Source organism: Microbacterium sp. MYb45, assembly GCF_002979655.1.
Lineage (GTDB): Bacteria > Actinomycetota > Actinomycetes > Actinomycetales > Microbacteriaceae > Microbacterium.
The window spans coordinates 194,410-213,063 of the sequence record NZ_PCPG01000002.1 but is presented as its reverse complement, the minus strand read 5'-3'; the positions used below and the strand labels follow the sequence as shown (position 1 = coordinate 213,063).

Here is an 18,654-nt window from a genome sequence, read left to right as displayed (position 1 = left end):
CACGAGGCTCCAGCCGCGGCCATCTCGGTCACGGCCGCGGCGGCGGCATGCGCATCGGCGATCTCCCGCACCGACCCCTCCGGCGCCCAGGAGCGGTCCGACGGATAGCCGCCCGGCGCGGTCAGGAAGGCGCCGCCGAACTCGATGCGGACCTGGTGAACAGCGAGCCGCCGAACAACGTCGGGATTCCCGCCGAGATCGACCACCCGGCCGAGGCGCGAGCCCGCCAGCGGGGAGTGATCCACGAGTTGCAGGTGCACGTGATGGTCGGTGAATCCGCCGACGACGACACCGTCGAGGCGGGGGAGTCCGGTGGTCGCAACCGCATCCTGCAGCCGCACGCGCCCGTCGACGAGCTCGACGACGCCCTCGCGCCAGCCGATCCCGTCGAAGAACGTGGCGGCGGGCATCAGCGGCCGATCTCCGTGCGCACGGTGTAGAGCTCGGGGAAGAAGGTCAGATCGAGGGCGCGCTGCAGGAAGCCGACGCCGCTGGAGCCGCCGGTGCCGACCTTCATGCCGATCGTGCGGGCGACCGTCTTGAGGTGCCGGAACCGCCAGAACTGGAAGTTGTCCTCGAGGTCGACGAGGTCCTCGCACGCCTCGTACAGGTCCCAGTACCGGCTCGGGTCCTGGTAGATCTCGCGGATCGCGGGTACGAGCTCCGGCGTCTCACGGTAGGGCTCGCGCACATCGCGGTCGAGGATCTCGGTCGGGACGGGCAGTCCGCGGCGCGCGGCGAAGCGCAGGAACTCGTCGTACAGCGTGGGCTTCTCCCACTCGGCGGTGAGCAGCGCGAGGTTGGCCGGGTGGTCGGCGAAGACGCTCAGCATCTTCTCGTTCTTGTTGCCGAGGGCGAACTCCACCGCGCGGTACTGCACGGACTGGAAGCCCGAGGAGTTGCCGAGCGCCCCGCGGAACTGCGCGTATTCGGTGGGCGTCAGGGTGGCGAGCACCGACCACTGCTGCGTCATCACATCCTGGATGCGCTTGACGCGGGCGATGCGCTTGAGGGCTTCGCGCAGGTCGTCTCGGGCCAGCAGCTCGCGGGCGGAGGAGAGCTCGTGCAGCAGCTGCTTGAGCCAGAGCTCGGTGGTCTGGTGCTGGATGATGAACAGCATCTCGTCGTGGTGCTGCGGGTCGCTCACCGGATGCTGCGCGGTGAGCAGCTGGTCCAGCGCCAGGTACGACCCGTAGGTCATCCGCCCGGAAAGGTCGGTGACGATCCCGGATTCGAGGGCGCGTTCGTTCTCGGTGTGCATGCGCCGAACATATCACTTCTGAGCCGATCGTCACAGAAGTGAAATGTCTGCGCGGTTCGCAGTGAGACCGTCAGCGTGTGGTGTTCGCGTCCAGGAAGTCGATCGTCTTCTGCAGAGCGGTCCGCGCATCCGGCAGGTCGAGGTGGAACTGGTACTCGTGCGGGAGCTGCGGTTCGTGCGGTGCGGGCCAGAACTGTGTCGTCACGTCGACCCCGAGCTCATCCAGGCGCTTCGCCATCGGGATCGACTGCAGCCAGGTGAGCCCATCGCCGTTGCCGCCGGAGATGTAGGTCGTCGGGAAGTCCTCGGTGACCCAGTCGATGGTCGACATCGTGGCGCCGGTCGAGTCCTCTGCCCAGGTCTTCGTGCCCGAGTAAGCCCACATGGCCGATTTGAACCCCCAGCCGGCGATGCCGTCGAGCTGGGCGAGAGCCGACAGGTCGTAGACGCCGCAGTTGAGCACGGTCGCGACGAGTTGGTCCGGCGTGAGCGATGGGGTGATGCCCATGATCTCGGCGTAGTCCGGGCTGGTGATGAGCGTCGCCATCTGGCTGGCGAGCTGGCCTCCCGCGGAGTCGCCCGCGAGGATGAGCTGGTCGGGGTCGACGCCGAGCTCCTCGGCATGCTCGTCGATGTAGGCCAGGGCTGCGTCGAGCTGGTGCACGGCGAGCGGGTACACGCCTTCCGGGCCGATCGTGTAGTTCACGGCGATGGTCGTGTACCCCTCGGCGGCGAGGATGCGCATGTACGGGTCGACGTTCTCCTTCGTGCCCGAGATCCAGGCGCCGCCGTGGATCCAGACGACCGTCGGCAGGGGGCCGTCGGCGGATGCCGGACGGAAGACGTCCATCGTGGTGTCCGCCCCGTCGTCTCCGTAGGCGACATCGGTCTGCACCGAGAGCTTCGTGTCGGGGACGTGCTTGTCCATCTCGGCAGCGGTGTCATCCCCGCCCTGGGTGAACACGGAGCGGATGACCATGGCTGACGGCCAGGGCGTGATCGTTCCGATGATCGCGACCACGGCGACCGTGGCGAGGATGATGCCGAGGACGATCTTCGTCCGATGCCACGGCTTGCGGGCCTTCGCCGGGCGTGCGGGTTCTTCGGTGTGCGCGTCGATGCTCATGGACCCCTCCACCGATCAGTGTGCCAGTAGTCCGGGCCGGGGTCAGTCGGCCATCCCGGCGAGGAGTCGACGCAGGCCGTAGCCGAACGCGCGGTCGACGTCACCCCCGAGGCGGAAGGCTCCGGAGAGTTCCATCTGCAGGAAGCCCGTCGCCCAGGCGGTGAAGAGACGGGCGGCATCGAGTGCGTCGTCCTCGCCGACCAGCGCAGCTGTCGCACGGATCAGCGGCGCGGCCGAGCGATCGAGTGCATCGTGGGGCGCAGCGACGGTGAACATGAGCCGGAAGCCCTCCGGATGCGCGTGTGCGAACGCCCGATAGGCGTGGGCGAGGGCGGTGAGGTCGTCGCCCACGGCCTCGAGTCGAGCCGTGAGCGCCTCGATGGAGGCGGTCGCCACCGCGGCGAGAAGCGCGTCCCGGTCCCGGACCCGCTTGTACAGCGATGGGGCGCGCACGCCCACGCGCTCGGCAACGGCTTGCATCGTCAGTCCCGCGGGGCCGGCGATCTCGAGGATCTCCCGCCCGGCCTCGACGATCTCCGCTCTGGATGTGCGTTCGGGTGTCGGCATCGCGTCCTCCTGCATGGCTATTGACAATAGCCATGATAGCTACGTAACGTAGCCATCGCAAACACTCCGAGAGGATCCGCCATGAAGCTCGCACCCCACCTGCACCGCATCGGCAACGACATCGTCGCCGCGTACCTCGTCGACCTGCCCGAGGGCATCACCCTGATCGACGCGGGCCTCCCCGGGCACTGGCACGACCTTCAGCGCGAGCTCGACGACATCGGTCGTCCGCTCTCGGACATCCGCGGCCTCGTCCTGACCCACGGCGACAGCGACCACATCGGGTTCGCCGAGCGGTTGCGGCAGGAGGCGGGCGTCCCGGTGTTCATCCACGCGGCCGACAGCCACCGGGTGCGCACGGGGGAGAAGCCGAAGACGCCGATGGGGCCGGCCAGGGTCGGTCCCACGCTGGGCTTCTTCGCGTACGGCATCCGCAAGAATGCGCTGCGCACGCACCACGTCGCCGAGGTGGTCGAGGTGGCCGACGGCGACGTGCTCGACCTGCCGGGCGCCCCTCTCGTGATCGGTATGCCGGGCCACTCGCCGGGCAGCATCGCCGTGCACGTTCCGGCCGTGGATGCCGTCTTCGTCGGCGACGCGCTGACCACCAGGCATGTGCTGACCGGGCGCACCGGCGCGCAGCCCGCGCCGTTCACAGACGAGCCCGCCGAGGCCCTCGCCTCACTCGACCGGTTGACCGCGGTGACGGCCTCGTGGGTGCTGCCGGGGCACGGGGCGCCGTGGCATGGTTCCCCCTCCGACATCGCCGCCGCCGTGCGGGCCGCGGCCTGAGGGACCGGCCTCGGACGATCGCCCGAGCCCCGGATGGTTCCCTGAACCCCGGACGATTCCCCGAGCCCCGGACGATTCGCCGAGCCCCGGATGATTCGCCGATCGATCGAAGTCAATTCGTCGGCGGATCGTCATCCGCTCGGCGTTTCGTCAGGCGAGGACGGTCGCCGTGTCGCTGATCGTGATCTGCGGCGGATACAGCCCCATCACCTGCAGGGCGGCCGCGTGGTTCTCGGCCGTCGACCCGGCGCAGGCGTCCGCCGCGATCGTGAGGTGGGCACCCGCGTCGGCCGCAGCCAAGGCCGTCGAGAGGACGCAGCAGTCGGTCGAGACGCCGGCCAGCACGACGTGAGCGCCGCGGCCGACCACGGCCTCGATCTCGGGACCCCACTTGCCGAACGTCGGCAGGTCGATCGTCGGATGCGGTGACAGCCCGGCCGCCTCGGGGACGAGCTGGAACAGCGGATCGCCCGGCGGCTGGTCGGCGAAGGGCCAGGCGGCGAAGTAGTCGCCCCACGAGGTGGACCGGTCGGCGGTCGGCATCCACCGGGTCACCAGCACCCGGTCGCCGAATGCCGCGGCCAGAGCGCGGATGCGCGGCAGCGCCTCCGCGAAGAACGGCGAGCCCCAGGCGGAGTCCGCAGAGGCGAAGATCGCCTGCGGGTCGATCACCACGAGCCAGGCGTCGTCGAGCGCCCGAGCGGTCACGCGTTCTCCTGGCGCCGGATCTTCCCGGCTCGCGCGAAGTACGTCACCAGGAACGACAGCACCAGCGCGAAGAACACTCCGAGGTTCGCATACGCCCAGGCGCCGTCGGGCCCGCCGACCAGGAACAGCAGGTAGCCCTGCCAGTTGTTCCACGGCGCATCCTCGGCGAAGCCGTTCAGCACCAGCCCCCAGCCGATCGCGCTCGTCACGACCATGGTGCCGATCGAGGTCCAGTCCCACGCTCCGTACCGGCCGCGGCTGTCGAACAGCGCCTCCTCGTCGTAGTCCTTCTTCCGGCGCAGGATGTCGGCGATCAGGATGCCCGCCCACGAGGCGAGCGGCACGCCGAGCGTGATCAGGAAGCTCTGGAACGGCCCGAGGAAGTCGGTCGCGAAGAACACCACGTAGATGGTGCCGATCGTGAGGATGACGCCGTCGATCGCGGCGGCAGAGGGGCGAGGGATGCGGATGCCGAGGCTCAGCAGGGTCAGTCCGGAGGAGTAGATGCCGAGCACTGCACCGGAGACGAGGGCGAGCACGGCCGTGAGGAGGAAGGGCACGAGCACCCACACCGGCAGGATCGAGGCGAGGGCGCCGATCGGGTCGGCGGCGATCGCGTCCATGAGGTCGTCGTTCGACCCCCCGAGCAGGAGACCGAACACCACCAGGATCACCGGGGCCACCGATCCGCCGATCGTGTTCCAGGCGACGATCGCTCCGTCGGATGCTGTGCGCTTCTGGTACCTCGACCAGTCGGCGGCGATGTTGATCCAGCCGAGCCCGAACCCGGTCATCACCATGACCAGCGCGCCGACCACCTGGCCGATGCCGCCGTCGGGGCGGGCGAGCACGGCTGCGAGGTCGATCTGCGGCGCCGCGAGGATGATGTACAGCACCGTCACGATGCCGGTGACCCAGGTGAGCACCGACTGCAGCTTCATGATCGTGTGATATCCGAGCACGGATGCCGTCACGATGAGGGCGGCGACGATCACGGTCGCGATGATCTTCAGCGCGATGCTGTCGCCGTCGCCGCCGAGCTGCGTGATCACGGTGGCGGTCGCGAGCACGGCCATGATCGCGAGGAACGTCTCCCACCCGATCGAGGTCAGCCACGAGACGATGCCCGGCACCTTCTGGCCGTGCACGCCGAACGCCGCACGCGAGAGCACCATGGTCGGTGCCGATCCGCGCTTGCCGGCGATCGCGATGAGCCCGCAGAGCAGGAACGACACCACGATGCCGATGACCGAGACGAGCGTCGCCTGCCAGAACGAGATGCCGAAGCCCAGGACGAAAGAGCCGTACGACATGCCGAACACCGACACGTTCGCCGCGAACCAGGGCCAGAAGAGGTCGCGCGGCTTCGCGGTCCGCTCGGACTCGGGGATGATCTCGATGCCCGCACGCTCGATCAGGGCCGGCTTGATGTCCGTCATGCTGACATCCTGGCACTGCCAGGACGGTGCCGGGCGGACTTCGTGGCGCGGATCGGCCCGCGGATCTCGCCGCAGCTCAGCCCGCGAAGAACGACTGCGCGGTGCGCGTGAGGTCGTGCAGGTCCGAGACCCCGGCGAGCTCACGCGCGGAGTGCATCGAGAGGATCGGGATGCCGACGTCGACCGTGCGGATGCCGAGCCGTGTCGCGGTGATCGGGCCGATCGTCGATCCGCAGGGCACGCCGTTGTTCGACACGAACTCCTGGCCGGCCACACCGGCGCGCTCGCACCAGGCCGACCAGGATGCCGCGCCGACGGCATCCGTCGCGTACCGCTGGTTCGCGTTGATCTTCAGGATCGGACCGGAGCCGAGCACCGGCTGCACCACCGGGTCGTGCTTGGCCGCGTAGTTCGGGTGCACCGAGTGGCCGACGTCGCTCGACAGGCACCACGACGAGGCGTACGCCTGCCGACGTTCGGAGTCATCCGCCCCGAGCCCGGCGTACAGGCGCTCGAGCACGTCTTCGAGGAACGGGCCGGCCGCGCCTGAGCGCGACGCCGAGCCGAGCTCCTCGTGATCGAAGGCGGCGAGCACGGCGATCGGCCCACCGGCCGCCGGTTCGTGCGCGACGAGTGCGACCACACCGGCATGCACCGAGGCGAGGTCGTCGAGGCGGCCGGAGGCGAAGAACGCGCTGTCCTTGCCGAAGACGGCTCCCCGCGCGGTGTCGGCGACCACGACGTCGTAGCCGCGGATGTCGGCGGCCGACACATCGGCGGATGCGGCGAGCTCGGCGAGGATGTCCGCCTCGCTCGGGTCGCCGAGTCCCCACACCGGCTGCGTCTCGGTCTGCTTGTCGAGCGCGAGCCCGTTGTTGACGCCCCGGTCGAGGTGGATCGCGAGCTGGGGGAGGCGCAGCAGCGGCCCGGTGTCGGCGAGCACCACGCGGCCGTCCGCCAGCGCCAGGCGTCCGGCGAGGCGCAGCTCGCGGTCGAGCCAGGAGTTCAGCAGCGGGCCGCCGTAGACCTCGACGGCGGCCTGCAACCACCCGCGCGAACCCGTCGTCGGCTGCGGCTTGAGCTTGAAGCCGGGGGAGTCCGTGTGTGCGCCGAAGATCTGCACGGGCGTGGCGGCCGCGGCATCCGTCGGCACGACCCAGGCGATCGTGGCACCGTCGCGCACGACGACATACCGGCCGCCGGCCTGGACGGGCCAGGCCTCCTCCTCGCGGAGCGGCGTGAAGCCGGCGTCTTCCAGCCGTCGAGCGACCTCCGCCGCCGCGTGATAGCTCGACGGGGAGGCGGCGACGAAGTCGGCGAGGTCCTCGGCGTGGGCGAGTGTGACCGGGGTGACGGGCATGGCGGGCCTTCCTGGAGACGAGCGGTCCTTCGAGCGTAGCCGGGGTGATGCGCGGGTCCGCTTCCTGCCGCGGGCTGTCGTTTCCCGGCCGTTCATCCCGGAGGGTTAGGCTCGTCTCGATAGCGCCTAGGGTTCCGGGGTCCACACCCGTCTGGTCCGAGCGGCGCCACGGTCCTCCTCCGTAGGAGGGCCGTCATCTGACAGGACAAAAGCCCGGAGGACCCTGTTCGTCGCGCCGTGCGCCGGACGGAAGGGTCTCGTCGTGTCCCCTCTCGCGTTCGTCCTCGTCTTCGGGGCGGCCATCGCCCATGCCGCGTGGAACATCATCGCCCACGGTGTCAGCAGAGCGGGGTCGCCGTTCCTCTGGTGGGGTGCGGTCGGCAGCGCGCTCGTGTGGATCGGGGTCGTGCCGTTCACGGGCGGCCTGGGAACGGATGACCTCGGCTCCTTCGCGCTCGGCGTGACCGTCTCGGCGGTGCTGCACGTCGCCTATATGACGGTGCTGCAGCGCGGCTACCGCGAGGGCAACCTCTCCACCGTGTACGCGACCGCGCGGGGAACCGGGCCGTTCCTCTCGGTGATCGTCGCGGTGCTGCTGCTCGGGGAGCGGCCCTCCATCGTGGCGCTGATCGGGGTGGCGGCCGTGATCGTCGGCGTCGTGGCGATCGGCCTGGTCGATCGGGGGACCGGCACTGGCTCGCGGCGCATCGATCCCGGCATCCTGTTCGGCCTGCTCACCGGGGTCGCGATCGCCGTCTACACGATCTGGGACGCGCACGCGGTGCGGACCTGGAGCCTTTCGCCCGTCGCGTTCATGGTCGGCACGAGCCTGCTGCAGGTGCCGTTCTACTCATTCGCGGTGCGCCGTCGATGGGATGCCGTCTGGGCGCTCGGGCGCGCGCAGTGGCGGCGGATCCTCGTCTTCGGCATCCTGTCGCCGCTGTCGTACATCCTCGTGCTGACCGCGATCCAGATCGCTCCGGTGGCGCTGGTGGCGCCGCTGCGCGAGGTGAGCGTCGTGCTGGTGAGCCTGTTCGGGGTGTTCGCGCTGCGGGAGTCGCGTCCGGGCTGGCGGATCGCGGCTTCGCTCGTCGTGGTCGCGGGGATCGTCCTCCTCGCGGTCTGATCAGCGGAAGCTGACGAGCCCGGCGTGCGCGGCGGTGACCAGGATCTGCACGCGGTCGCGCAGGTGCCACTTCGACATCATGCGTCCGAGGTGCGCCTTCACCGTGCCCTCGGAGACGATCAGCGCCTTCGCGATCTCGGCGTTGGACATGCCCTTCGCGAGGCAGTTCAGCACCTCGGTCTCGCGATCGGTGAGAGGTTCGAGGGCGTCGGCGTCCGCGGCGACGGGGGTGGAGTCGCGCACGTGCTTGATCAGCATCGACGCGATCCGCGGGGAGAGCGAGCTCGCGCCGCTGTGCACCTCGCGCACGCCCGTGACGATCTCTTCGGCGCTCGAGTCCTTGAGGAGGTATCCGGAGGCGCCGGCGCTGAGCATGGGGAGCACCGTGTCGCTGCCGTCGAGCGTGGTGACCGCGAGCACGCGCACGTGCGGCCAGCGTTCGGCGATCACTCCGGTGGCTTCGATGCCGTCCATCTCGGGCATCTGCACGTCCATCATCACGACGTCGGGCTGCTCGCGTTCGACCGTGGCGATCGCTTCCACGCCGTCCTCCGCCTGGGCGATCACGGTGATCTCGGGGTCGCGGGAGACGAAGTGCGACAGCGCCGAGCGGACCAGGGGATCGTCATCGACGATCACGACACGGATTTCCTGCATGGGGGAAGCCTAACGGCGCGGGCGACGGGCGATGGCGATGTAGACCTTTGGCTAAAAACCTCTAGACGAGAGACAGATGTGCGCTCCGCGATTCGCCGAGAAGATGAATACAGACATCGACGAACGACTACAAAATGGAGGTGAACGTTATGACTTTCTGGCAGCAGGTTGGCAAGTTCTTTGGTCTCCACAACTAATCTAGTTGGCAAATAGGAGATAGTGAAGCATGGCCTTTGACCACTCGACCCGGGAAACAGCGGATACGCTCCGCCTGAACCGAGGAGAGAAGCTCAGCGCGATCGAGCGGATCATCGTTCTGGTGATCGTTTCGATCACCATCGCCGCAGACGTCATCGGCTTCTTCACCACACCGGGTGTCAACCCGGTCGCGCTTCTGGTCAGCGTCGCCTCGACGGCGTCGTTCGCTCTCTATCTCTGGAAGCCGCTCATAGCGACATGCGCCCTCGGCGTCGTGTTCGCCGTCTCATTCATCCCCGGATCGGAACTCCAAGTCTTGACCGCCGCCGCAGTTGCGGCCGGTCTGGTCATGCGACTGGGGTGGACCTCGCTGATCCTTTCCTACACCGGCGGTTTTCTGGTCGCCGCGGCGCTCGTTCCGTTCGCCGCCGCACCAGGCGTGATCGTCAACATCGGCCTCTATCTCGTCTTCGCCACTGTGGCTGGAGCTGTCGGGTTCGCCCTGCGGCTCGCTTTCGCCCGTGGCAGCCGCCTCGAACGTGAACTCGAGGCGCGCGCCGAGCAGGAGCGCCAAGCCGTACTCGCCGAGCGACGCTGGATCGCCGGTGAGCTGCACGACAGCATCGCGCACCACCTCACGGTGGTCGCACTGCACGTGCAGATGCTCGAAGACCCCCAGACGAGTTCCGATTCGCAGGAGGCGATCCGAGTCGCCGCGCGCAAGGCGATGACCGATCTCCGCTTCGTGATCGAACTCGCCGACGACGGTCCGCAGTCGTCGAGCGTGCAGACGGGCGACCTCGCCGCCGCGATCGACGAAGCGGCGGAGGAGTTCGAAGCCGCCGGCCACTCCGTCGCCCGAGAGGGTGATCCGCAGGACGAGCGGATCCCGAGAGCCGTCGAGATCGTCCTCGCGCGCATCACGCGTGAATCCGCCACGAACATCCTCAAATACGCCGGCCCCGGCGAGGTGCAGATCACCCTCGCCGTGGACGATGAGGTCGCTTTCCTCACGTTGCGCAGCCCCCTTCCGACCACGCCGCGCCGCGAGCTCTCGTCGAGCCGCACGGGCCTCGGGCGGATGGCGGAGCGGGTCATGGGCGCGAGCGGTGAGTTCAGCGCCGGCGAAGTCGACGGATTCTGGGTCGTGTCGGCCCGACTTCCGGTCGTCTGATGCTCTAGAGTGTGGAGGCACCCTTTCCGCGATCCGCGAGAACCTAGACGAAAGTCTAGGGAAGTCTCGACGTTCGACAGTGTGGAACGGGTTGCGCGCAGCCGTATCCTGAAGGCTCCCCAGATAAAGCGTCCCCAGCGCTGCGATCGCGGGCGCGGTCTTTCTGGCTTCTGAAAAACTTGCGCGCTCGCGATCGCCTTCTGCGTTAACGGCCCGTTTCTCCGGCCGCCGAGCAGGGCTTACCCGCTTCGCTAACCGCCGACCGCGCGCATGTAATGCCCGTCCGTGGAGATGCCGGATGCGGCGACCGTGAAGCGCACGACCTCGCTCAGGTAACGGTCCTCCGAGGCCTCGAAGATCCGACCCTCCGCGTCACGGGACGTGCGGGTCAGCCGCAGGATGGGCGTGCCGCGCGGGACACGCAGCAGAGCGGCATCCTGATCATCGGCCGCCACCGCGTCGATCACGTGCTGGAGGGTGACGATCGGGTGGCCCACCGACGACAGGTGCTCGGTGATCGACACCTGGTCGAGATCGACATCGAACAGAGGTCGGCCCGCGGCCTCGGTGTAGTTGAGGCGCTCGAGCATGGTCGGGCGCCCGTCGAGCAGGCGCAGCCGCACAACGCTGACGATCGTGTCGCTCGGGTCCACCTCGAGTGCCGCCGCCAAGTCGCCGGCACGGCGCAGGCTCAGCTCCTGCGTCTCAGCCCCGGGGGAGACGCCCAGCTCGCGGGCCCAGCGCGTGAACGGCACCGACACGTCCACCGCCTGGTTCGCCTTGCGGGCGACGACCCTGGCCGGCCGGCCGCGGCTGGTCTCGATCAGGCCCTCACCGCGCAGCGCCGCCAGCGCGTTGCGGATCGGGCCGCGGGACGTATGCCATCTCTCGGCGAGCTCCGCCTCGGTCGGGACGTCGTCGCCAGGACGCAGTCCGCCGGCAGCGATCTGCGCGCGGAGGTCGTCGGCGATCTGGGTGTACACAGCTTCAGCCACATAGGTACATTACTTGGTCAGGCCGGAGCGCGCGAGCACGTTTCTGGAGTGTTCATCCAGAAGAATGCTCGGTAAACGAGGCCTGAACAAATCCGAGTTAGGTACATATCTCGGCGCGGCACCTGCGAGAGTCTTCCGTGGATCACCCCTCACACCCTGAAAGGCCCTCATGAAGCTTCGCGCTCTCCCCGCCCTCGCCGGCGTCGCGCTCCTCGCCCTCGGCCTCGCCGCCTGCTCCGGCTCCGCCGAGGCCACCGGCACTCCCGGCGCCGACGAATCGTCCGCTGCGAGCGGCTTCGCGGTCGACGAGAACACCCTCGTCTTCGGCGTCGTCCCCGACTCGGTCGACACCGAGACGAACTACCAGCCGCTCATGGACTACATCGCCGACCTCACCGGCAAGACCGTCGAATACCACGAGTCCACCGACTACGCGGCGCTCATCGAGGCCGCCGTCGCCGGCAAGGTCGACGTCGCCTCGTTCTCCGGCTTCACCTACGTCACCGCCACCAACAACGGTGCCAAGCTCACCCCCATCTCCTCCATCGTCACGGACGAGGGCCAGGAGCCCGGCTACTACTCGCAGGCGATCGTCCCCGTCGACAGCGACATCAAGAGCCTCGAGGACTTCAAGGGCAAGAAGGTCTGCTTCGTGGACCCGTCTTCGACCTCGGGCTACCTGTTCCCGTCGTACAACCTGATCGAGGCCGGCATCGACCCGAAGACCGACATCACTCCGGTCTTCGCCGGCAAGCACGACGTGAGCGTGACCAAGGTCGGCGAAGGCGTCGAGTGCGAGGTCGGCTTCGCCGAGGATTCCGAGGTCGAGAAGTCGGACAAGGTCAAGGTCGTCGCCGAGACGATGGTCCCCGGCGCCCCGCTCGTGTACTCGTCGGCGCTTCCGGAGGAGGTCTCTAAGCAGCTCGTCGACGGACTCTCCGAGGTCACGATCGACGACATCATCGCCGCCGGCATCGACAGTGCCGACAGCGACTCCTTCCGCAGCGTCTTCTACGCCACGAAGCCGGTCGACGACGCCTACTACGACCTGATCCGCGACATCTGCAAGGAGACCGAAGCGGAGCAGTGCCAGGGCTGAGCCCGGCCTGACCCCTTCGTCTCACCCGGTGCCCTCCGCCTCGTCCGCCCCGCGCGGCGAGCCGGAGGGCCCCACCGCAGGACACACACCACATCACAGGAGCTCCGACATGACCGCCTCGGCATCCGACGCCCTCATCCGTCTCGACGGCGTGACGAAGACCTTCGGCACGACCACTGCCCTGAAGGGCGCCTCGCTCGAGGTCTCCCGCGGCGAGATCGTCGTCCTCCTCGGCCTCTCCGGCTCGGGGAAGTCGACGCTGCTGCGCCACCTCGACGGGCTCGAGGTCCCCACCGCAGGTTCGGTGGAGGTGCTCGGCTCCCAGGTTCCCTCGCTGAAGGGCCGGGCGCTCCGCGGCCTCCGCAGCCGCGTCGGGTTCATCTTCCAGCAGTTCGAGCTCGTGCCCTCGCTCACCGTGCTCGAGAACGTGCTCACCGGCTCGCTGTCGGGTGTGCGCGGACCGCGCCTCGGGCTCTGGGGCTACTCGCGGGCCGCCAAGCTCACCGCGCTCGAGCACCTCGACCGCGTGGGTCTGCTCGACCGCGCCTACCAGCGCAGCGACACCCTCTCCGGTGGACAGCAACAGCGCGTCGCCATCGCCCGCGCCCTCATGCAGAAGCCCGACATCCTGCTCGCCGACGAGCCGGTCGCCTCGCTCGATCCGGAGTCGAGCGAGCAGGTCATGGCCCTGATCCGCGAGATCGCCGCCGACGAGGGGCTCACGGTCGTGTGCAGCCTGCACCAGGTCGACCTGGCGATCAGCTGGGCCGACCGCATCGTCGGGCTCCGCCACGGCGAGGTCGTGCTGGACACCCCCACCACCGACCTCACCAAGGCCGAGGTCATGGAGATCTACGGCCGCGTCGCGACCACCACCGCCGAGATCCGGGCCGTGCAGGAAGAGCTCGTCGTGGCGGCCGCACAGGTGGCGGCATCATGACGATCCTCGCCGACCGTCCGCGCACCGCAGCGGCCTCGACGGTCGCCGAGCGGGCTCCGAAGCGACCGATCTCGCCGGAGCGCATCGCGGCGTCCCTCACTCTGGTCGCGCTCGTCGTGCTCGGCATCCTCGCCGTCCGCGAGGTCGACATCTCCATCCCGGCGATGGTGCAGAGCTGGGGCAACGCCGAGAACTTCATGGCGCGTGTGGGCGGCCTCTCGTTCCCCGAGCCCGCCGACCTGGCCTGGCTCATCGCCCTGACCGTCGGCCTCGTGCTCGTCGGCACCCTGCTCGCCGCGGTGCTGTCGGTGCCGATCGCCTACCTCGCCGCATCCAACACGACGCCGGGGAACGGCTGGCGCGCGGCGGCCCGGTTCATCGGCGTCCTCACCCGCGCTCTGCCCGACGTGGTGCTCGCGATGGCGTTCGTGCTGATGTTCTCGCTCGGCACGCTCCCGGGCATCCTCGCCATCGGCATCCACTCGATCGGCATGATCTCGAAGATGTTCGCCGACGCGATCGAGCAGATCGATGAAGGCCCCCGTCTCGCGATCCGCGCCGCGGGCGGCTCGAAGATGCAGGAGTTCAGCGCCGGCATCCTGCCGCAGGTACTGCCCAGCTGGGTGGCGACGGTCTTGCACCGCAACGACATCAACCTGCGCGGCAGCGTGGTGCTCGGCTACGTCGGCGTCGCCGGCCTCGGCCTCGAGATGTCGTACGCCTTCAAGTCGCTCAACTACGGCAAGGGGCTCGGCATCGCCCTGGTCATCTTCATCCTCTGCATCGTGATGGAGATCGTCTCCAGCATGGTCCGCGGGGCGATGCTCGGCGAGCAGAGGCACACCCGCTCCTGGATCGACCGGATGCTGCACCCGCGGCTCGGTGCGCACGCCGCAGCCGCACCCGCCGGACGCCCGGCATGGGCCGCCAGCCCGCAGACCGCGGTGCGGCGACCCTGGACGGCGCAGCGTGTGCGTCACACGATCGCCGGTGTCGTCGCCGTGCTCGTCGTGATCGGCAGCGTCGTGGTGAGCCAGATCAACTGGATGGACTTCGTCACGTTCTGGGCCAAGCTGCCCGAGGTCGCCGCCCGGTTCTGGCCGCCGTCGTTCGGCAACTACGACGCGAGCGCGATGTTCGAGGCCATGCGCGACACGGTCGCGATCGCGCTCGCCGCGACCGTGCTCACCCTGCTCCCGTCGATCCTGCTCGGCTCCCTCGCCGCCCGCAACGTCGCTCCCAGCCCGGGGGCGCGCGGAACGGCGCGACTGCTGCTCGTCGGCATCCGCGGCATCCCCGAGCTGATCCTCGCGATCGTGCTCGTCGTCATCACCGGCCTCGGTGCGCAGGCGGGCGTCATCGCCCTCGCGATCGGCGGCATCGGACTGCTCGGCAAGCTCATCGCCGACTCGTTCGAAGAGGTGGACCGCGGCCCCGAGCGGGCGCTGCGCGCGGTCGGCGCGACGCGTCTGCAGACCTACACCTCGGCCACCGTGCCGCAGGGGATGCAGGCGCTCATCGGCCACAGCTTCTACATGCTCGACACGAACATCCGCGCGGCGACGATCCTCGGCATCGTCGGCGGCGGAGGAGTGGGGTACTACCTGCTCAATGCCAGCCAGGGTTCGCGCTACGAGACCGTGACCGCGATCGTCCTGATGATCCTCGCCACCGTGCTCGTGGTCGAAGGGCTCGCCATGTGGATGCGGAAGGTGTTCCGATGAACGGCACTCCGGACACGGCCGACGTCGTGGTCGTCGGCTCGGGGATCGTCGGCCTCGGTGCGGCATACGCGGCGGTCCGTCGCGGGCTGCGCGTGATCGTCGTCGACCGCACCGATGCCCCGGTCGGCGCCACGATCCGCAACTTCGGTCACCTCTGCATCGGCGCCCAAGGAGGGGAGGCGCGGCGCTACGCCGACGTCTCCCGCGAGCTGTGGCTGCGCCTCGCCAGAGACGCTGGCTTCTGGCTGCGCGAGTCGGGAACACTCGTGGCCGCCCGCCACGATGACGAGATCGCCGTGCTCGAGGCGGCCTCGCGCGAGGGCGGCATCCGCCTGCTCGAGGCCGACGAGCTCCTGCGTCTCGCCCCGCTCCGGGCCGACGGCCTCGTCGGCGGCGCGCACATCGAGGTCGACCTGCAGACCGATCCGCGCACCGCGGCCACCGCGATCGTGCGTCATCTCGCGAGCCTCGGAGTGGAGTTCCGGTTCCGCACCGCGGTCACCGCGGTGGGGGCGGGCCGAGTCGAGACCACCCGGGGCCCGATCGGCTGCGGAAGCGTCGTCGTGGCCGTGAACCACGACATCGACCAGTTGCTCCCCGAGGTCGCCGAGCGGCACGGGATCGCGCGCTGCGCCCTCGACATGATGCGGGCGGCGGTGTCGTTCCGGCATCCGCTCGCCGCACCGCTGCTCACCGGCTGGTCGCTCGTGCGCTACGGGCGCTTCGCCGACGGGGTCGAGGCCACGGTGCTGCGGGAACGCCTGCATGCCGAGCGGCCCGACCTCGCCGCCATCGACCTCAATCAGATGTACACACAGCTGCCGGATGGCACGCTCATCATCGGCGACTCGCACGCGACCGCGGTCGCTCCGGCGCCCTTCCAGCCCGAGGCCGCCTTCACCGCATTCCTCGCCGAGGCCGAGGCGCTGTTCGACGCCCCGGCCCCGCGCGTGATCGAGCGGTGGCAGGGCGTGTACGCGAAGGGGCCGCAGGAGTTCCTGATCGACCGCGGCGACGACGGTGTGCTCGTGCTCGCCGCGACCACCGGTATCGGGATGACCACGGGCCTCGGCCTGGCCGAAGAGAACCTCGCCGCCGCTTTCGGGTGGACGGCAGCAATGGAAGGAACATCATGACCACTCCTCTCGAACTCGTCGTCCTCGACATGGCGGGGACCACCGTGCTGGACGACGGCGTCGTGGAGCAGGCGTTCCAGCGCGCCGCCGAGCGCACGGGAGTCGCCGACCGGATGCCGTGGGCCGAGGCCCTCGACTACGTCCGCGTGACCATGGGCCAGTCGAAGATCGACGTCTTCACCCACCTCGCCTCCGGAGACCGGGCCGCGGCTGAGCGTGCCACCGCCGCGTTCGAGGGGGCTTACGCCGAGATCGTCACCGAGCAGGGTGTCTCCGAGATCCCCGGGGCGGCCGCTGCCATCCAGGGGCTGAAGGATGCCGGACTGACGGTCGTGCTGACGACCGGGTTCGCCCCGGTGACCCGCGATGCCCTGATCGACGGACTCGGCTGGCAGGACCTCATCGACCTCGTGCTGTCGCCCGTCGACGCGGGGCGCGGCCGCCCCGCACCCGACCTCGTGCTCACGGCGCTGCTGCGTACGCAGACGTCCTCCGTGCGAGCGGTCGCCGTCGCCGGAGACACCGTCAGCGACGTCGAGTCCGGGCGTCGGGCCGGTGCGGGCTTCGTCGCCGGCGTGCTCACCGGTGCCCACGATCGCCCGGCGCTGAGCGCGGCGGGTGCGGATGCCGTGCTGAGCGATGTGACCGCACTCCGCGGCGCGCTCGCGCAGCGCGAGCTGCTCCCGCTCGTCACCACCTCCTGAGAGGGATCGCCATGGGAACGCTGCTGATCCGTCCGCCCGGTCACCGCCGAGATGTCGCACTGCGTCCGGCGGCGACCGCGATGGTCTGGATCGGCGAAGGCCATCCGCACGAGATGATCGCCGTGCCGGGAATCGCGCTCGCCGACGGCGACGTGCTCGTCGCGGTCGAGATGTCGACGATCTGCGGCTCCGACGTGCACACCGTGCAGGGCCGCCGGTCGGCGCCGACCCCGCTCGTGCTCGGTCACGAGAGCGTCGGGAGGGTGATCGCGACCGGCGACACCGGCGCGAGCACGGTCGACGGCGCTCCGCTGCGCATCGGCGACCGCGTGGTGTGGTCGGTGACGATCTCGTGCGCGAGCTGCGACCGATGCCTGCGGGGGATGCCGCAGAAGTGCCGCAGCCTGGGCAAGTACGGGCACGACCGGGTCGGTGCGCACGGCGACCTGACCGGGGCGTTCGCGAGTCACGTGCAGCTGCGGGAGGGTACCGCCATCGTGCGCGTGCCCGAGGCGCTGCCGGCCGCCGTGCTCGCCCCGGCGGGGTGCGCGACGGCGACCGCGTGGGCAGCCGTGGCCAGGGCTTCCCGGGACCATGACCTCGACGGGGCCGCCGTGCGGATCCACGGTGCGGGGCTCGTCGGGCTCTCCGCCGCCGCGATCGCCGCGGAGCAGGGGGCGACGGTCGAGGTGCTCGACCCCAACCCGGACCGTCGCGCGCTCGCCGCACGGTTCGGCGCGACGAGTCTGGACCGCGAGCCCGACGTCGTGATCGAAGCCTCGGGCCACGCTGTGGGCGAGGCGCTCGCCGGGGTGACCGTCGGTGGCACGGTGGTGCTGGTCGGCAGCGTGTTCCCCGCCGATCCGGTGCCGTTCGACGCCGAGAGCATCGTCCGGCGCCTGGTCACGGTCGCCGGCATCCACAACTACACGGGAGCCGAGCTCGCCGCGGCCGTCGCGTTCCTGGCCGGACGCGGGCGTGCCTATCCGTTCGGTGACGCGGTCGGCGCGGTGCGCGGGCTGCACGAGATCGATGCCGCCCTCGAAGAAGCGGCGGCAGCCGGCGCCCCCCTGCGGATCGGACTGCTCCCGGGGCACTGACCCGGCCGCGGTGGTCGGCCGAGCTACGCGGTCTGCTGCGGGCTTCGGCGGGGCCCGGCGGGTCGCAGGCCCTCTGCATGGAAGGCCAGGAGCCGGACGGCGGCCTCGACCGTCGTGGCGAGGACCTCTTCGGGATCGCCCGTCAGCGCCAGGCGGCGGTGTCCGACCGCGTCGGGGGTGGCCCACCCGAGGTACACCGTCCCGGGCGGATGGCCGCCGTCGGGGTCCGGCCCGCCGACGCCGGTCGTCGACACGCAGACATCGGCGTCGAGCAGATCGCGCGCTCCGATGGCGAGATGCTCGGCGCACGCCGCAGAGCACGGGTCCGTCCCGGGGACCAGTCCGAGCACCCGCTCCTTCACATCCGTCAGATACGCCACGACGCCGCCCGCGAACCACTCCGACGCGTCTGCCCCGGAACCGACGGTGTTCGCCAGCCGGCCCGAGGTGAGGGACTCCGCCACAGCCACACGCAACCCTCGCTCGCGGGCGAGGTCGCTCAGTCGTTCGATGTGATCCGTCACTGCGAGACGCTCTCCGATGTCGTG

At 69.7% G+C, this 18,654-nt stretch carries 18 protein-coding genes; 9 read left to right on the top strand and 9 right to left on the bottom strand.

Going from position 1 to position 18,654, the window contains the following annotated elements; all coding sequences use genetic code 11:
* Nucleotides 1-409: 409 nt before the first annotated feature.
* The 3 genes from CQ034_RS07430 to CQ034_RS07420 form a co-directional block, all read right to left on the bottom strand.
* The gene (locus CQ034_RS07430) at nucleotides 410-1,261 is read right to left on the bottom strand and encodes a tryptophan 2,3-dioxygenase (protein WP_105710530.1); all 852 of its coding nucleotides are present in this window, start codon (nucleotides 1,259-1,261) and stop codon (nucleotides 410-412) included.
* Nucleotides 1,262-1,331: 70 nt separating this feature from the next.
* On the bottom strand, nucleotides 1,332-2,387 hold the full coding sequence (locus tag CQ034_RS07425) for an alpha/beta hydrolase (protein ID WP_105710529.1): 1,056 nt from the start codon (nucleotides 2,385-2,387) through the stop codon (nucleotides 1,332-1,334).
* Between the two features lie 42 nt (nucleotides 2,388-2,429).
* Nucleotides 2,430-2,954, bottom strand: a complete 525-nt coding sequence (locus CQ034_RS07420; RefSeq protein WP_105710528.1) for a TetR/AcrR family transcriptional regulator — start codon at nucleotides 2,952-2,954, stop codon at nucleotides 2,430-2,432.
* 81 nt (nucleotides 2,955-3,035) lie between these two features.
* On the opposite strand from CQ034_RS07420, the gene CQ034_RS07415 reads away from it, so the two are divergent.
* Nucleotides 3,036-3,746: an MBL fold metallo-hydrolase gene (locus CQ034_RS07415; RefSeq protein WP_105710527.1), complete on the top strand. Its 711-nt coding sequence runs from the start codon at nucleotides 3,036-3,038 to the stop codon at nucleotides 3,744-3,746.
* 150 nt (nucleotides 3,747-3,896) lie between these two features.
* On the opposite strand, the gene CQ034_RS07410 is transcribed toward CQ034_RS07415, so the two are convergent.
* The 3 genes from CQ034_RS07410 to CQ034_RS07400 form a co-directional block, all read right to left on the bottom strand.
* Complete coding sequence (locus CQ034_RS07410; protein WP_105710526.1) at nucleotides 3,897-4,454, bottom strand: cysteine hydrolase family protein; 558 nt, start codon at nucleotides 4,452-4,454, stop codon at nucleotides 3,897-3,899.
* Complete coding sequence (locus CQ034_RS07405; RefSeq protein WP_105710525.1) at nucleotides 4,451-5,893, bottom strand: cytosine permease; 1,443 nt, start codon at nucleotides 5,891-5,893, stop codon at nucleotides 4,451-4,453. The genes CQ034_RS07410 and CQ034_RS07405 overlap by 4 nt, the downstream gene beginning before the upstream one ends.
* Nucleotides 5,894-5,969: 76 nt before the next feature.
* On the bottom strand, nucleotides 5,970-7,253 hold the full coding sequence (locus tag CQ034_RS07400) for a M18 family aminopeptidase (RefSeq protein WP_105710524.1): 1,284 nt from the start codon (nucleotides 7,251-7,253) through the stop codon (nucleotides 5,970-5,972).
* Between the two features lie 262 nt (nucleotides 7,254-7,515).
* On the opposite strand from CQ034_RS07400, the gene CQ034_RS07395 reads away from it, so the two are divergent.
* Nucleotides 7,516-8,379 carry an EamA family transporter gene (locus CQ034_RS07395; protein WP_105710523.1) on the top strand — a complete coding sequence of 288 codons (864 nt, stop codon included), beginning with the start codon at nucleotides 7,516-7,518 and terminating at the stop codon, nucleotides 8,377-8,379.
* Here the strand turns inward: CQ034_RS07395 and CQ034_RS07390 are convergent, their stop codons facing one another.
* Nucleotides 8,380-9,036 (bottom strand): response regulator transcription factor, encoded by a 657-nt coding sequence (locus CQ034_RS07390; RefSeq protein WP_029261076.1) that lies wholly within the window; start codon nucleotides 9,034-9,036, stop codon nucleotides 8,380-8,382.
* 226 nt (nucleotides 9,037-9,262) lie between these two features.
* Between CQ034_RS07390 and CQ034_RS07385 the strand changes: the two genes are divergently transcribed.
* A complete protein-coding gene (locus CQ034_RS07385) occupies nucleotides 9,263-10,408 on the top strand; it encodes a sensor histidine kinase (RefSeq protein ID WP_105710522.1) in 1,146 nt (381 codons plus the stop codon).
* Between the two features lie 251 nt (nucleotides 10,409-10,659).
* Here the strand turns inward: CQ034_RS07385 and CQ034_RS07380 are convergent, their stop codons facing one another.
* Nucleotides 10,660-11,403, bottom strand: coding sequence for a GntR family transcriptional regulator (locus tag CQ034_RS07380; RefSeq protein ID WP_258134121.1), 744 nt, complete (start codon nucleotides 11,401-11,403; stop codon nucleotides 10,660-10,662).
* A gap of 169 nt (nucleotides 11,404-11,572) precedes the next feature.
* Between CQ034_RS07380 and CQ034_RS07375 the strand changes: the two genes are divergently transcribed.
* From CQ034_RS07375 to CQ034_RS07350, 6 genes are all read left to right on the top strand, one after another.
* Nucleotides 11,573-12,502 carry a phosphate/phosphite/phosphonate ABC transporter substrate-binding protein gene (locus tag CQ034_RS07375; RefSeq protein ID WP_105710520.1) on the top strand — a complete coding sequence of 310 codons (930 nt, stop codon included), beginning with the start codon at nucleotides 11,573-11,575 and terminating at the stop codon, nucleotides 12,500-12,502.
* 109 nt (nucleotides 12,503-12,611) lie between these two features.
* Nucleotides 12,612-13,442, top strand: coding sequence for a phosphonate ABC transporter ATP-binding protein (phnC, locus tag CQ034_RS07370; RefSeq protein ID WP_029261080.1), 831 nt, complete (start codon nucleotides 12,612-12,614; stop codon nucleotides 13,440-13,442).
* Nucleotides 13,439-15,166 (top strand): phosphonate ABC transporter, permease protein PhnE, encoded by a 1,728-nt coding sequence (phnE, locus tag CQ034_RS07365; protein WP_258134120.1) that lies wholly within the window; start codon nucleotides 13,439-13,441, stop codon nucleotides 15,164-15,166. The genes phnC and phnE overlap by 4 nt, the downstream gene beginning before the upstream one ends.
* On the top strand, nucleotides 15,163-16,302 hold the full coding sequence (locus CQ034_RS07360; protein WP_105710519.1) for a TIGR03364 family FAD-dependent oxidoreductase: 1,140 nt from the start codon (nucleotides 15,163-15,165) through the stop codon (nucleotides 16,300-16,302). Before phnE ends, CQ034_RS07360 begins: the two co-directional genes overlap by 4 nt.
* On the top strand, nucleotides 16,299-17,006 hold the full coding sequence (locus CQ034_RS07355) for an HAD family hydrolase (RefSeq protein ID WP_105710518.1): 708 nt from the start codon (nucleotides 16,299-16,301) through the stop codon (nucleotides 17,004-17,006). The genes CQ034_RS07360 and CQ034_RS07355 overlap by 4 nt, the downstream gene beginning before the upstream one ends.
* Nucleotides 17,007-17,017: 11 nt before the next feature.
* Nucleotides 17,018-18,106 (top strand): alcohol dehydrogenase catalytic domain-containing protein, encoded by a 1,089-nt coding sequence (locus tag CQ034_RS07350; RefSeq protein WP_105710517.1) that lies wholly within the window; start codon nucleotides 17,018-17,020, stop codon nucleotides 18,104-18,106.
* A gap of 23 nt (nucleotides 18,107-18,129) precedes the next feature.
* Here the strand turns inward: CQ034_RS07350 and CQ034_RS07345 are convergent, their stop codons facing one another.
* Nucleotides 18,130-18,630, bottom strand: a complete 501-nt coding sequence (locus CQ034_RS07345) for a CinA family protein (protein ID WP_105710516.1) — start codon at nucleotides 18,628-18,630, stop codon at nucleotides 18,130-18,132.
* Nucleotides 18,631-18,654 lie beyond the last annotated feature (24 nt).

Coding starts and splice junctions, on each gene's coding strand:
- CQ034_RS07375 (WP_105710520.1), top strand. CDS start 11,573: ATGAAGCTTCGCGCTCTCCCCGCCCTCGCCGGCGTCGCGCTCCTCGCC.
- CQ034_RS07355 (WP_105710518.1), top strand. CDS start 16,299: ATGACCACTCCTCTCGAACTCGTCGTCCTCGACATGGCGGGGACCACC.
- CQ034_RS07420 (WP_105710528.1), bottom strand. CDS start 2,954: ATGCCGACACCCGAACGCACATCCAGAGCGGAGATCGTCGAGGCCGGG.
- CQ034_RS07360 (WP_105710519.1), top strand. CDS start 15,163: ATGAACGGCACTCCGGACACGGCCGACGTCGTGGTCGTCGGCTCGGGG.
- CQ034_RS07400 (WP_105710524.1), bottom strand. CDS start 7,253: ATGCCCGTCACCCCGGTCACACTCGCCCACGCCGAGGACCTCGCCGAC.
- CQ034_RS07350 (WP_105710517.1), top strand. CDS start 17,018: ATGGGAACGCTGCTGATCCGTCCGCCCGGTCACCGCCGAGATGTCGCA.
- CQ034_RS07390 (WP_029261076.1), bottom strand. CDS start 9,036: ATGCAGGAAATCCGTGTCGTGATCGTCGATGACGATCCCCTGGTCCGC.
- phnE (WP_258134120.1), top strand. CDS start 13,439: ATGACGATCCTCGCCGACCGTCCGCGCACCGCAGCGGCCTCGACGGTC.
- CQ034_RS07425 (WP_105710529.1), bottom strand. CDS start 2,387: ATGAGCATCGACGCGCACACCGAAGAACCCGCACGCCCGGCGAAGGCC.
- phnC (WP_029261080.1), top strand. CDS start 12,612: ATGACCGCCTCGGCATCCGACGCCCTCATCCGTCTCGACGGCGTGACG.
- CQ034_RS07385 (WP_105710522.1), top strand. CDS start 9,263: ATGGCCTTTGACCACTCGACCCGGGAAACAGCGGATACGCTCCGCCTG.
- CQ034_RS07415 (WP_105710527.1), top strand. CDS start 3,036: ATGAAGCTCGCACCCCACCTGCACCGCATCGGCAACGACATCGTCGCC.
- CQ034_RS07430 (WP_105710530.1), bottom strand. CDS start 1,261: ATGCACACCGAGAACGAACGCGCCCTCGAATCCGGGATCGTCACCGAC.
- CQ034_RS07405 (WP_105710525.1), bottom strand. CDS start 5,893: ATGACGGACATCAAGCCGGCCCTGATCGAGCGTGCGGGCATCGAGATC.